Genomic DNA, 13,722 nt, shown 5'->3' with positions numbered 1-13,722 from the left:
CCCGGGATTCTCCTGTGGGATAACAAACGCTCCGGGCAGGATGCGCAGTCGGGCTTGTGGTATTTGACTGGCTGACGTCAATCAGCCCTCAGTACTGCAAAGACGGGAAGGCGGACATGGTTTATATGGAACAAAACATCGGAAATAAATATCGCAGCGCATGGATCTGGCTGTTTCTGTCTTTGGAAACGGTTTTCTATCTGGCGTTCCTGTGGATGGATGTCTTTGAGCCTGGCTTGTTCCGGTATTCGAAGGCCCTGAAGTTCGCAGGAATCCTGCTGTGCTTTCTGGCAGCAGCTGCGGGGGCGTCAGGCCCTGTAATAAGGAAAGAGAGAACGGAATCAGGCATAAGAACGGCAGCCAGTCCGGAAACATTAACTGCATCAGCCCTGCTACTTACGGTGTTTGCGGATTTCTGCCTGCTCCTTAAAGAGTTCTATCTGACAGGCCTGCTCCTGTTTATTGCTGTTCAGGCCCTGTACTGCTACAGGCTTTATCTGACTGCCGGTTTCCGCATATGGATATATATCCTTGCTTTTGCAGGGGCTCTTGCTTTGGTGGCGGCTGGCGGCAGGGGAATCACATTCATGATGGCTGCCGCTGTGGTTTATACGGCAGGGATAACGGGTAATGCGGTGACTGGAGCAGTATATCTTGCAGGAAGGGGATTGCATGAAAAGAAAAGCTTTTTTTTCTGCACCGGGCTTATTCTTTTTTTCTTATGTGATATGAATGTGGCTCTGTTCAATATAAATGAAGGCGCAGCCGCAGGGACGGCTGCAGCTGCCGTATACGAAATCTCTGCCGTGGCGATATGGTTTTTTTATCTTCCGTCCCAGGTGCTGATAGCCCTGAGCGCTGCCCTGCCTGGGGAAAACAGACCAGGCAATTAAACAGACCAGGCAATTAAACAGACCAGGCAACAGGCTGCCCGTACAACAGACTGAATAAACAACAGACTAAACAGATGACAGTATAGCGGATTGCGCATATCCGCTTTGACGTGTGAAAGGATGTGCAAAAAAATGACAAACAGAAATAAATGGAAGAAATTTTTCTCTTACTATAGACCTTACAGAGGGCTGTTCTTTTCGGATATGTTCTTTGCGATACTGGGAGCCGGGATAACGCTGGCGATCCCTCTGATTGTCCGGTATATCACCAACTATGTGGTAAATATGGAGACAGATGAAGCCTTCAGGACCATAATCAGGCTTGGAATCATGATGTTTGGCCTGGTACTCATAGAATGCTTCTGCAATTTCTACATTACCTTTTTCGGGCACATGATGGGTGCAAAGATGGAATTTGATATGAGAAATGAGATATTTGCACATTATCAGAAGCTGTCATTCACGTTCTACGACAACCAGAAGGTCGGACAGCTTATGTCGAGGGTAACGAACGATCTCTTTGATATAAGCGAGCTGTTCCATCACGGACCGGAGGATGTGGTGATTTCCCTGATCAAATTCACAGGGTCTTTTATTATTCTCGCTGGCGTCAACATAAAGCTTACTGCAGTGGCGTTCCTGTTCGTCCCTGTGATGGCCATATACGCATTTTATTTCAATGGCAGGATGAAGTCTGCCTTCCGGCAGAACAGGGCTAAAATAGCCGAAATAAACGCGCAGATAGAAGATAACCTTTCAGGAATCCGGGTCGTGAAGTCATTTGCCAATGAGGATATCGAGCTGGCAAAATTCAATGAAGGAAACAGCCGGTTCGTGGAAAGCAAGAGGAACAGCTACAGATATCTGGGTGCTTTTCATTCGGGCCTCGGCGGCATGACCACAATGGTGACCATAGGGGTGCTGATTTCAGGTGCATTATTTATTACGCAGGGTTCCATGCGGATTACGGACCTGATCACCTTCCTGCTCTATATAAACAATTTTACGGAGCCGGTGAAGAAACTCATGACGTTTACAGAACAGTTCCAGAACGGATATTCGGGATTTGAACGGTTTCTGGAAATCATAGCTGTCGAGCCTGATATAAAGGATTCGGAAAATGCAGCAGAGGTAGAACATGTGAACGGCGAAATAGAGTTCAGGGGCGTGTCCTTCAGTTATGAGGACAATGCGGAAAAGGTTCTTGACGGTATAGACCTTCATGTCAATGCCGGGGAGTACATTGCCCTGGTCGGTTCGTCGGGAGCGGGAAAGACCACCCTCTGCAGCCTGATCCCCCGGTTTTATGACGTGTCGGGAGGAAGCATTTCTATAGATGGCATGGATATACGGGAGATGAAGCTGAAAAGCCTGAGAAATCTTGTAGGCATGGTCCAGCAGGATGTGTATCTCTTCGCAGGAACGGTCATAGACAATATCCTCTATGGTAAGCCGGGAGCAACAAGGGAAGAAGCTGTTGAGGCAGCGAAAAACGCCAATGCCCACGATTTTATAATGGGTCTGCCAAAGGGATATGACACAGACATCGGGCAGCGGGGAATCAAGCTTTCCGGAGGGCAGAAGCAGAGGCTTTCGATTGCCAGGGTATTCCTGAAAAATCCTCCGATCCTGATCTTTGATGAGGCTACGTCAGCTTTGGATAATGAAAGTGAAAAGGTCGTTCAGGATTCCCTTGAAAAGCTCGCAAAGAACAGGACAACCCTGGTGATCGCCCACAGGCTTTCAACCATAAGAAATGCCCAGAAGATCCTTGTGCTCACGGATGAAGGCATTGCGGAGCAGGGAACCCATGATGAACTGATCAGGAAAAAGGGCGTATATGAGGGGCTGTACCATATGCAGTTCGAACGGAATCAGAGCCTGGCTGAATAAGCCAGGCTCTGTGTTATATGCTATATGGTAAGATCCCGCAGCTTCTTTTTGTCTGCAAGGGTTATGGAGCCTCTTGAAAGGGAAACCATGTCTTCATTCTCGAAATATTTCAGCATTCTGGATACCACTTCCCTTGCACTTCCCAGGTGTCTTGCGATTTCGTCGTGGGTGAAATGGAGGGTGTCTGATTTTTCGGCTACGGACTGGTCAAGGAGGAATATGGCCAGGCGCTTGTCAAAACTCATGAAAAGGATCTGCTCGATGATCCACATGCTGTCGGAAAAACGTTCATTCATGACAGCATTTATGAAATTGCTGACATGGATGTTGGATTTCTTGAGCTGGTCGAAGGCATTTGGCCGGATGATATAGATTTCGCTGTCCTTTTCAGCATCGAGGCGGATGTCGAAGCTTATGTTGTGCAGAATGCAGGAGGCTGAAAGGATGCATACATCGCCGGGAGAGAGCCTGTTTATGGTGATCTCTTTCCCTTCGCTTGAAAATATGTAGGTGCGCAGCCTTCCTGACCTGACTAAGATGATGCCGGTGCAGTCGCCGATGCCTCCGTGGATATTGTCTTTTGCCTTGAAGGAGTAGAGTCTGGAATTTTCGTTTATAAGTTCTTTTTCTGAATCGGAAAGGCTGCTCCAGAAGGGGAGAAGGTTTTCCATGTCTGAGTGTCTGATGTCTGTATTTTCCAAAATATATACCTGCATGAGGCCGGGTCAGAGCCTGCATACGTATCCTTTCTTTTTGATTGAACAGTTACTGTTTCGTGTTTTTATGCAAAACAGGCCTTAACAGGCCTAAACATGCCTCACGGAACAGGAATTCTGAACAGTTAATAATATTTTACCATAAAACTGACGTTGGGGGGAAGTTTAATAGAGGAAGCAATCCACGGGTTTTTCGTGATTTCCGCTTCGCTACACTCACAATATACACTTTACGCCAGATGATGTGTAAACAGTAACGAGCAATTTCATATGAGCAGACGAACCTCTCTATTGTACAAAAAGCCCCGGCCGTGAGAAAAACGCGGCGCAGGGCTCTTTTTTTGAGGATTATTCGATTATGCTTCCGTCGATGGAGATTGTAGTGACGCTCCATGGAATCATCTTTCCGCAAGCCTTGAGGGCATTGGTTACCGCATTCACGATCCCGCCGCAGCATGGAACTTCCATACGGACCACGGACACGCTTTTGATATTGTTGTTGGCGAGGATTGCAGTCAGTTTTTCGGAATAGTCCCCTTCGTCAAGTTTCGGGCATCCGATCAAAGTGACCTTGTTCTTCATGAACTGGTTATGGAAATTGCCGTAAGCGAATGCTGTACAGTCGGCAGCAATCAGGAGATTCGCATTGTTGAAGTATGCAGCATTCGGAGCAACAAGTTTCAGCTGTACTGGCCACTGTTCAAGCTGGGAAGCCGGCGCAGCTGCAGATGCTGCAGGAGCCTCCTGGACAGGAGCAGAGGATTCTTTTTTGAGGGCGGCTGATCTGGTTCCAGGGCATCCGGCAAATACAGGTTCAGGGGTGGATTTTTCCATGTGTTTTTTTACGGCTTCCTCGTCGAAGGCGGCCGCTTCCCTTTCAATGAAGGTTATGGCATTTGTAGGGCAGGCGGGAAGACAGTTCCCAAGGCCGTCGCAGTAGTCGTCCCTTAAAAGCTCGGCTTTTCCGTCAACAAGTCCTATGGCGCCTTCATGGCATGCGGAAATGCAGAGCCCGCAGCCGTTACATTTTTCTTTATCGATGGTAATGATTTTTCTGATCATATTGATATCCTCTTTTCTTTATAGTTGTATGATTGCAGCAGCATTTCATTTTCGTTTTGTATGAGGTAAGTATAGACGATAAATGAATAAAAGTATGTATCTCAGGCTACATTTTCGTGTAGAAAGATAAATTGGTTGACATAGTATAGAGGGCAATGATATATTTATTGTAGAAAGATTAACAAATTGAATAGGCGGAAACGGATTGTTACTGTTTTGGACAGGCAAAACCCAGATTCATTGCACCCCCCATAACGGTGCCTTGTTTTTGGGCTTTTTTTGCGGATAGACAGCAGCAGGCGGCTGTCAGATGCAGCCGATCTATGAAGATTCTGCCGTGCGGGAGGAGTAATAGAAATGATTACATTGTCAGGGAAAAGTGCTGTTGGCGGAGTTGCCTTCGGAAAAATGAGCTTTTATGAAAAGAAGGAAGAACAGGTAAGGCGCTATACGGTCGAAGATGTGGCTGGGGAAATTGCAAGATATCAGGCAGGTAAGGTGATAGCAATAGGACAGCTTGGCAGCCTTTATGAAAAGGCTGTTGAGGAAGTCGGCGAAGAGAATGCCGCAATATTCCAGGTGCATCAGATGATGCTTGAAGATCTGGATTATCATGAATCGATTGAAAACATCATAACTTCACAGGAAGTAAATGCTGAATATGCCGTGGCCGTGACAGCCGATAATTTTTATGAGATGTTCAAATCCATGGATGACGAATACATGAAGGAAAGGGCGGCAGACGTAAAAGACGTTTCTGAGCGTCTGATCAAGGTGCTTGAAGGCAGGGAAACAGTGGATATGACTTCAAATGAACCAAGCATCATTGCGGCTCAGGATCTGGCGCCAAGCGAAACCATACAGCTTGACAAGTCAATGGTTCTTGCATTCCTCACGAGGGAAGGCTCTGCAAATTCGCATACGGCAATTCTTGCAAGGACAATGAACATACCTGCAATCATCAGCATGGGAGATGCACTGAAGAATGAATATAGCGGACGTGAAGCCATCGTAGACGGATTTACGGGAACTGTCTATATAGATCCGGATGCAGAGACAATTGCCTTGATGAAGGAAAAACAGAATGCAGATTTAGAAAAAAGACAGCTTCTGCAGCAGCTCAAGGGAAAAGAGAATGTCACCCTGGACGGAAAGAAAATAAAGATATATGCAAATATCGGAAATACTTCGGATGTAGGCCTTGTGCTTAAGAACGATGCCGGCGGAATCGGACTTTTCAGAAGCGAATTCCTCTATCTTGAAAACAACAATTTCCCGACTGAAGACCAGCAGTTCCAGGTATATAAGACGGTTGCGCAGAATATGGGCGGTAAAAAGGTGATCGTGAGAACCCTGGATATCGGAGCTGACAAACAGGCTGACTATTTCGATCTTCCAAAAGAAGAGAATCCGGCACTTGGCTACAGGGCAATCAGAATCTGCCTTACCCAGAAGGATATCTTCAGGACACAGCTCAGGGCGCTCTTCAGGGCATCCGTATTCGGAAAAATCGCGATTATGTTCCCGATGATCATCTCTGTCGAGGAAGTAAAGGAAATCAAGGAATTCATGGAAGAGATCAAGAATGAACTGAGGCAGGAAGGGATTCCTTTTGCTGACAACATAGAGACAGGAATCATGATAGAAACGCCTGCAGCAGCCATGATCAGCGATCTTCTTGCAAAAGAGGTGGATTTCTTCAGTATCGGAACAAACGATCTTACCCAGTACACGCTGGCGATTGACAGGCAGAATCCAAAACTTGACAAGTTCTACAATGCCCATCATGAAGCGATTGTAAGGATGATCAAGATGGTTGTAGATAACGGCCATGCAGAAGGAATCTGGGTAGGCATATGCGGAGAGCTCGGCGCAGACCTGGATATGACTGAAACATTCCTGAAGCTCGGCGTTGACGAACTTTCAGTGTCACCATCCATGGTCCTTTCTGTAAGGAAAAAAGTAAGGGAAACAGACGTATCAAAATTATAAGAATGAAGAAGCCCCGCGGGATTTGAAGCCGCGGGGCTTTCATGATATTCAGGGAAATTCATTCTATTTTTCTGTCTTTATTTTGATAAAATCCTTTATGATTTCAACGCATTTTTCGTAGCTGAGATCGTCCGTATTGAGGCAGAGGTCATAGTTTCCGGCGTTGTCCCAGTCCCTGCCTGTGTAATACTTGTAATACTCGCTGCGGTGCTTGTCTGTGGTCAGAATCTTCTTTTCAGCTTCCTTCCTGGTGATGCCGAACATGTCGATTACGGTATTCACGCAGCTTTCGAAAGGAGCATGCACGAAGATTTTGATTACATGTTTGTAGTCCTTGAGAACAAAATCTGCACACCTTCCTACGATGACGCAGGATTCGTTTTCGGCGAGTTCCTTGATTACCTTTGCCTGATAGTTGAAAAGGTTGTCGTTAGAGACGAAATCATCGCTGTCAGGGGAGATAAGTTCTCCGCTGTAAACCTTTCGGGCTATCTTGAAAAGCAGGGTGCTCTTCAGCTTTTCATCAGCCTTGTTGAACAGATTTTCGTTTATTCCGCTTTCATCCGAAGCCATTTTCAGAAGTTCCCTGTCATAATAATCTATGCCTAATTCTGCGGCAAGCATCTTTCCGATTGTCTTTCCGCCGCTGCCGTAGCCTCTTGCTATCGTGATCACAACGTTATCCATGTGTAAAGCCTCCTATTCGCCTAAATAAGCCTTCTTGACAGAATCATCATCCATAAGTTCTTTTGCATCGCCAGAAAGGACTATTTTGCCTGTTTCAAGAACATATGCCCTGTCTGCAATGGAAAGGGCCTTTTTAGCGTTCTGTTCAACGAGCAGCACAGTGGTTCCGCTGGCGCTTACTTCTTTGATGATGTCGAATATTTCGTTTACGAAGAGAGGAGAGAGGCCCATTGACGGTTCGTCCATCAGTATGATTTTAGGATGGGACATAAGGGCTCTGCCCATTGCAAGCATCTGCTGCTCGCCGCCGCTCAGCGTTCCCGCTATCTGGCTCTTCCTTTCTTCAAGTCGTGGAAATCTTTTAAATACCATCTGCAGGGTATCGGCTATTTCCTTTTTGTCTTTTCTGGTATAGGCTCCGAGCTTCAGATTGTCGAGGACTGTAAGGTCCGCGAAAATCCTTCTTCCTTCAGGAACATGAGCCATTCCAAGGGAAACGATCTCATGTGCCGGGGTTTTTAAAAGGTCATGGCCTTCAAAAGTGATGCTTCCGCCTTTTGCAGGAACAAGTCCTGTAATGGTATGGAGGATCGTTGTTTTTCCGGCACCGTTGGCACCGATCAGAGCGATAACCTCGCCCTGGTTTACGTCAAAAGAAATGCTTTTTAAAGCCTGAATGACGCCGTAATATACCTGTAAATCTTTGATTTCTAACATTGCCATGGTTATCCCTCCTATTCTCCTAAGTATGCTGTAATAACCTTTGGATCGTTCAACACTTCTTCAGGCGTTCCGCTGGCAAGTTCTGTTCCGAAATTCAGAACCGTAATCTTTTCACAGATTCCTGCCACCAGTTTCATGTCATGCTCAATGAGCAGGATTGTAATCTCGAATTTGTCGCGGATCAGACGAATGGTATCCATGAGCTCCGCAGTTTCATTCGGGTTCATTCCAGCAGCAGGTTCATCAAGGAGGAGCAGTTTTGGATTAGTCGCAAGTGCCCTCGCAATTTCCAGCTTCCTCTGCTTGCCGTAGGGCAGGTTGGAAGCCTGAAATCCAGCTTCCTTGTCAAGGCCGAAGACGGCAAGGAGTTCCATGGCTTTTTCGTCCATCAGCTTTTCTGCTTTGAAATAGGACGGAAGTCTCAGGATTCCTGCGATTGCGGAACATTTAAACTGGTGATGGAGTCCGACCTTTACATTGTCGAGGACGGACATGTTTTTGAAAAGACGTATATTCTGGAAGGTTCTTCCTATTCCGATCTGGTTGATCTGAGCCGGGTTTTTGCCAGCAAGGTTCTCGCCATCCAGGTGGATGGAACCATTGGTCGGCTTGTAAACGCCAGTCAGAAGATTAAATGCGGTAGTCTTGCCGGCACCGTTAGGTCCGATGAGGCCGTATAGCTGGCCTTTTTCTATTTTAATATTGAAATTATCAACTGCCCTGAGGCCGCCGAAAGAAATTCCAAGGTTTTTAACTTCAAGTAGAGCCATTTTTATTCTCCTTTCTTCTGGAGTTTTTTGAATTTAGGAAGCCTGCTGAGCAGCCTGTTCTTAAACAGTACAAATTTTTCGGATGAGTTTGCAATCATCAATACGATCAGTACTACAGCATAAAGAAGCTGTCTGAAATCAGCCGCATCACGGAGAAGTTCCGGCAGTATGGTAAGGATTACAGCTGCGATGATCGAGCCTTTGATGCTTCCCATTCCACCCAGGACTACGATTACCAGGATGTCGATGGATCTGTTGTAGCCCGCTTCCATAGGGAAGATGCTGCCCTGGTTATGTGCATGGATTACGCCTGCGATTCCTGCGAAGAATGCTCCGAGGACAAATGCAAGCAGTTTGAAGCGGGAAAGCGGGATACCCATTGACTGGGCTGCAATATGGTTATCGCGTACGGAAAGTATTGCACGTCCATGCTTTGATTTAATAAGGTTTGAAATTACAAGAATGGATAGGATCATCAGCACGAAAGCGAAAGTGAAATGCTTGTAATTTGTGAGCTTTTCAATTCCGCTGAGACCGCCTGCACCGTTGGTGATCTTCAGGTTTTCGCATACTGAACGGATAATCTCGCCGAATGCCAGGGTTACGATTGCCAGGTAGTCGCCCTGCAGTCTCAAAACCGGAATCCCGATGATGACGCCTGAGATGGCGGCGCAGGTTCCGCCAATCAGTACAGCAGCCACAACCAGTAAAACTGGTGACATGTCTGGATTTGAAGCAAGCACTGCATTCGTAAAGATGGCACTTGCATAGGCACCGACCATCATGAATCCGGCATGCCCTAAGGAAAGCTCACCGAGGAACCCGGTAACAAGGTTAAGGGATACGGCAAGTATGATGTTTACAGCTGTCAGCACAAGTATGCTCCGGTACTGGCGAAGGAGAAGATCCTGGCTTACTACGGTGTATATGCAGACATAGGCAAGTATGATTCCGATCAGTCTGATCAGGTTCGCTTTATTAAGCAGCGTATATTTGTTTGATGTGTTTTTTCTTCCCATGATGGCACCTACACTTTCTCAGGCCTGCTCTTGCCAAGAAGCCCTGACGGTTTAACAAGCAGTACAATGATAAGGATTCCAAAAACGATTGCATTTGACATCTGGTTGGAAATATAGGTCTTTGAAAGACTTTCAACTAATCCAAGAAGGATTCCGCCGAGCATGGCTCCCGGAACGCTGCCGATGCCGCCAAGCACAGCCGCAACAAAGGCCTTGATTCCGACCAGTGAGCCCATGGTCGGGTAGACATAAACATAGGAGCTTGAAAACAGGATTCCCGCTACTGCTGCAAGTGCAGAGCCGATTGCAAAAGTCATTGAAATTGTTTTGTTGACGTTAACACCCATAAGCTGGGCTGCATCCTTGTCCTCGGAAACGGCGAGCATTGCGCTTCCTGCTTTTGTCCTGTTGATGAAGAAGGTAAGCGCAGCCATGCAGACAGCAGTAACGATAAGGATCAGGAGCGTCTGTCCCGGTATGACCAGTTCGCCTAAGGTTATGGACGGAAGGGCCAGGGTAACGGGGAAGGTCTGCTTTTCTGATGAGAAGATCAGCAGGCTGGCACTCTGAAGAAAATAGCTGACACCGATTGCAGTGATAAGTACGGCAAGGGGAGGGGCTTTCCTCAGTGGCTTGTATGCGATTTTTTCAATCAGAATTCCGAGCAGTGCACATGCTGCAACTCCTATTAAAAGGCCAAGCGGAACAGGAAGGCCTAAAACAGCTATGGCAAGCCATACAATGTAAGCGCCTACCATGATGATATCGCCGTGAGCAAAGTTGATCATCTTGGCAATACCGTAAACCATCGTATATCCGATGGCAATCAGAGCATAAATGCTTCCAGCATTAAGCCCGTTAAGTAGCTGTGATAATAATTTCATAAATCCACCTCTTTTCTTTTTACTAAAAGAGTACAGTTGAGGCAACGGCCCCAACTGTACTAAAATTTTAAATTTCGCTATTCAGATAATGTGACATGATCTGGTTCTACTATTTGTTTAATGTATATTCTCCGCCAAGGATTTTGATCATCTTTGCTGCCTTGTTCGGTTCGCCCTCAGGAGTGAAAGTCATGTTGCCGGTCACGCCGTCAACTTCAATTTCGGTCATGGCAGCAATAAGATCTTCGCTGTCTGTAGAACCGGCTTTTTCGATTGCAGCTTTGATTACGTAAACGCCGTCATAAGCATCTGCAGCAAACTGATCAGGTGTTGCATCAAATTCTGCTTTGTATTTTTCTACGAAAGCCTGTACATTTTCAGCTGGATCATTTGCAGTGAATGGGCTTAAGAAGATAGCGCCTTCAGCAACTGAAGCATCCTGAAGCTGTCCGAGCACGCCGTCCCATCCGTCACCGCCTAAGTAAGGAAGTTCAAGTCCCTGCTGTTTAGCCTGTGTAAGGATGTAAGCCACGTCCTGGTAGTATGCAGGGATGAATAATACTTCTGCATCTGTAGCTTTGATATTTGTCAGCTGCGTGTTGAAATCAACATCGCCAGTTGTGAAGGTTTCTTCAGCAACGATTTTGCCACCTTTTTTTTCTGCTTCAGTCATGAATGCATCTGCCATTCCTTTGCTGTAGTCGTCAGCGATGTTATAAAGGATGGCAATGTTATTGTAGCCAGCTGTTGCTGTTGCATAGTCAGCCATCGTGATACCCTGAAGAGGGTCTGTAAAGCAGATCCTGAATGCATTGTCATATTTTGTGCAGTCCTGTGCAGAACCTGAAGGAGTGATCTGCAGGATTCCGTCTTCATTTGTAAGATCGGTGATTGCAATTGTTGAACCGCTTGTAACAGCGCCTAAAATCGCGTCAGCACCTTCATCCATTAATTTTTCGTATGCAGCGATTGCAGGCTGTGCTTCCGCTTCATCGTCAAGGAAATTAAGTTCGAACTTCATTCCGTCGATACCGCCGGCTTCGTTGATTTCGTCCACTGCGAGCTGTGCACCGTTCTTTACAGAGATGCCGTAAGAAGCTGCATCACCGGTCAGAGGGCCTGATCCGCCTATTACAAATACGTCTTCGCTGTCAGCTGATCCTTTAGAACCGCATCCTGCTGCCATGGTCACTGCCATAGTAACAATAAGACCAAGACTTAAAAATTTTGATACTTTTCTCATTAGTTGTCCTCCTGTGTATTGCCGTAATTTTTTATACTTATTATTAAACAAGGCTTCTTTATCCGTTCAGCGCAAAGAAGCCTTTATTCTTATGTTATAATACTCCGACACCTTGCGGCATGTCAATAAAAATCGGCATAAATTGGTGTAAGAGCGCTTGTTTTAGAAGAGTCTGGATATTTGCCATTTTGAGAAATAAGCCTGTTAATTGACAAATTGACACGGTTTTGTCTGAATGGTACTATTTATATAACTGTTCGGAATCCATATCTCGCATTTCGAAGGGAACAGGAGGAGAGGGAAAAGAATGAAAATACTAAAGCGTTTATTCAGCAGGGCATTTATTTTTGGCCTGTGCCTGATTGTCCAGATCGTCTGGGGACTGATACTGGTCATGCGGCTCAGCAGCTATTCGATCCAGATCAGTGTTGCACTGAATGTTCTGAGTATCCTTGCAGTGCTGTGGATCGTAAAGAAGAACGACAATCCTGCAATGAAGATCGCATGGATTATTCCGATCATGGCAGTGCCGCTGTTCGGGGGCCTGCTGTACCTTCTTTTCGGCGTCAAAAGAACCCCGAATGCCATGGTGAAGAATCTTGTGGATTTTGATGCCAGGAGAAGCGGCCTGCTAAGGCAGGATGAAACTGCAGTGGCCGAAATCAGGGCTATGGACCTGAACATTGCGGGACAGACTTCTTACATTTCAAATATCGCAGGATTTCCTATTTATAAGAACACGGATGCGGAGTACTATTCGTTTGGCGAAACAGCCTATCCAGTCATGCTGGAGGAGCTCAGGAAAGCCAGACATTTCATTTTCCTGGAATACTTTATCGTGGAAAATGGAGGCATGTGGAAGGGGATTCTTGAAATCCTGGAGCAGAAGGCAAAAGAGGGCGTAGACGTGAGGCTCATTTATGATGACGTGGGAAGCATAGGAGCCCTTCCTTTCCGGTACAGCAGGAAGATAGAAGCAAAAGGGATCAAGTGCATAGCCTTTAATCCCTTTGTTCCCTTTGTGTCAATGATCATGAACAACAGGGATCACAGGAAGATCATGATTATTGATGGCCATACGGCTTTCAGCGGCGGAATAAATATTGCAGACGAATATATAAATGAGAAGATGCGGTTCGGAATCTGGAAAGACAATTCTATCAGAATAAGGGGAGAGGCCGTATGGAATTTCACTGTCATGTTTCTGCAGATGTGGAATTCCCTGAGGCGGACGGACAGCGATTTTGAAAAATTCAGACCAGGGAAGTGGCATCCGGAGGAATTCCGGGCAGACGGCTATGTGCAGCCATATGGAGACTCGCCTCTTGATGCAGAGGTAGTAGGTGAAAACGTATATCTGAACATCCTCAACCAGGCGAAGCAGTATGTATATATCTTCACCCCCTACCTGATTATAGATAATGAGATGAAGACAGCCCTTGTACTTGCGGCGAAAAGAGGAGTGGATGTGAGGATCGTGGTTCCGGGGGTGCCTGATAAGAAGGCGGTGTTCCTGCTGACCCAGTCCTATTACGGAGCCCTTGTGGACGGCGGTGTGAAAATCTATGAATATGCACCGGGATTCGTGCATTCAAAGGTATTTGTCTGCGACGATGAGGTGGCAACAGTCGGCACCATAAACATGGATTACAGGAGCCTGTATCTCCACTTTGAATGCGGAATATACCTGTACGCTTCGGAAACGGTCATGAAGGTAAAAGAAGATTTTATGGAAACGATGGAATGCTCCCATCTGGTAACAGAGAAGGAATGCAGAAAAGGTGTTGTCAAAGGGCTTTTCCAGGCTGTCATGAGGGTTTTTGCACCCCTTATGTAGACT

The 13,722-nt window shown here is 46.3% G+C and carries 12 protein-coding genes; 4 read left to right on the top strand and 8 right to left on the bottom strand.

Annotated features, from left to right (window positions below; genetic code table 11):
• Window positions 1-125 precede the first annotated feature (125 nt).
• Together BJR36_RS04920 and BJR36_RS04915 are read left to right on the top strand one after the other, a co-directional pair.
• The gene (locus BJR36_RS04920; protein ID WP_139133511.1) at window positions 126-893 is read left to right on the top strand and encodes a hypothetical protein; all 768 of its coding nucleotides are present in this window, start codon (window positions 126-128) and stop codon (window positions 891-893) included.
• 132 nt (window positions 894-1,025) lie between these two features.
• Window positions 1,026-2,786: an ABC transporter ATP-binding protein gene (locus BJR36_RS04915; RefSeq protein ID WP_091230922.1), complete on the top strand. Its 1,761-nt coding sequence runs from the start codon at window positions 1,026-1,028 to the stop codon at window positions 2,784-2,786.
• A 20-nt stretch (window positions 2,787-2,806) separates the two neighbouring features.
• On the opposite strand, the gene BJR36_RS04910 is transcribed toward BJR36_RS04915, so the two are convergent.
• Both BJR36_RS04910 and BJR36_RS04905 read right to left on the bottom strand, forming a co-directional pair.
• Entirely contained in the window at window positions 2,807-3,487 is a 681-nt protein-coding gene (locus tag BJR36_RS04910; protein WP_242875460.1) for a Crp/Fnr family transcriptional regulator, read from the bottom strand.
• A 363-nt stretch (window positions 3,488-3,850) separates the two neighbouring features.
• Window positions 3,851-4,564: an ATP-binding protein gene (locus BJR36_RS04905; protein ID WP_091230919.1), complete on the bottom strand. Its 714-nt coding sequence runs from the start codon at window positions 4,562-4,564 to the stop codon at window positions 3,851-3,853.
• Window positions 4,565-4,921: 357 nt separating this feature from the next.
• Here BJR36_RS04905 and ptsP point away from each other — a divergent pair, with 357 nt between their 5' ends.
• Entirely contained in the window at window positions 4,922-6,556 is a 1,635-nt protein-coding gene (gene ptsP, locus BJR36_RS04900) for a phosphoenolpyruvate--protein phosphotransferase (RefSeq protein ID WP_091230917.1), read from the top strand.
• A 63-nt stretch (window positions 6,557-6,619) separates the two neighbouring features.
• On the opposite strand, the gene BJR36_RS04895 is transcribed toward ptsP, so the two are convergent.
• The 6 genes from BJR36_RS04895 to BJR36_RS04870 form a co-directional block, all read right to left on the bottom strand.
• Window positions 6,620-7,243 carry a cytidylate kinase-like family protein gene (locus BJR36_RS04895; protein WP_091230915.1) on the bottom strand — a complete coding sequence of 208 codons (624 nt, stop codon included), beginning with the start codon at window positions 7,241-7,243 and terminating at the stop codon, window positions 6,620-6,622.
• Window positions 7,244-7,255: 12 nt separating this feature from the next.
• Complete coding sequence (locus BJR36_RS04890) at window positions 7,256-7,966, bottom strand: ABC transporter ATP-binding protein (RefSeq protein WP_091230913.1); 711 nt, start codon at window positions 7,964-7,966, stop codon at window positions 7,256-7,258.
• An 11-nt stretch (window positions 7,967-7,977) separates the two neighbouring features.
• Complete coding sequence (locus BJR36_RS04885) at window positions 7,978-8,736, bottom strand: ABC transporter ATP-binding protein (protein ID WP_091230910.1); 759 nt, start codon at window positions 8,734-8,736, stop codon at window positions 7,978-7,980.
• A 2-nt stretch (window positions 8,737-8,738) separates the two neighbouring features.
• Window positions 8,739-9,755 (bottom strand): branched-chain amino acid ABC transporter permease, encoded by a 1,017-nt coding sequence (locus tag BJR36_RS04880; protein ID WP_091230908.1) that lies wholly within the window; start codon window positions 9,753-9,755, stop codon window positions 8,739-8,741.
• An 8-nt stretch (window positions 9,756-9,763) separates the two neighbouring features.
• Window positions 9,764-10,639, bottom strand: coding sequence for a branched-chain amino acid ABC transporter permease (locus BJR36_RS04875; RefSeq protein ID WP_091230905.1), 876 nt, complete (start codon window positions 10,637-10,639; stop codon window positions 9,764-9,766).
• A gap of 109 nt (window positions 10,640-10,748) precedes the next feature.
• The gene (locus BJR36_RS04870) at window positions 10,749-11,882 is read right to left on the bottom strand and encodes an ABC transporter substrate-binding protein (RefSeq protein ID WP_091230902.1); all 1,134 of its coding nucleotides are present in this window, start codon (window positions 11,880-11,882) and stop codon (window positions 10,749-10,751) included.
• A gap of 307 nt (window positions 11,883-12,189) precedes the next feature.
• Here BJR36_RS04870 and cls point away from each other — a divergent pair, with 307 nt between their 5' ends.
• Window positions 12,190-13,719, top strand: coding sequence for a cardiolipin synthase (gene cls, locus BJR36_RS04865; protein WP_091230899.1), 1,530 nt, complete (start codon window positions 12,190-12,192; stop codon window positions 13,717-13,719).
• The last annotated feature ends 3 nt before the right edge of the window (window positions 13,720-13,722 follow it).

The sequence above is a fragment of the Anaerobium acetethylicum genome (assembly GCF_900096945.1).
Lineage (GTDB): Bacteria > Bacillota > Clostridia > Lachnospirales > Lachnospiraceae > Anaerobium > Anaerobium acetethylicum.
The sequence above is the reverse complement of the archived record's forward strand: the minus strand, read 5'-3'. Positions and strand labels throughout refer to the sequence as shown.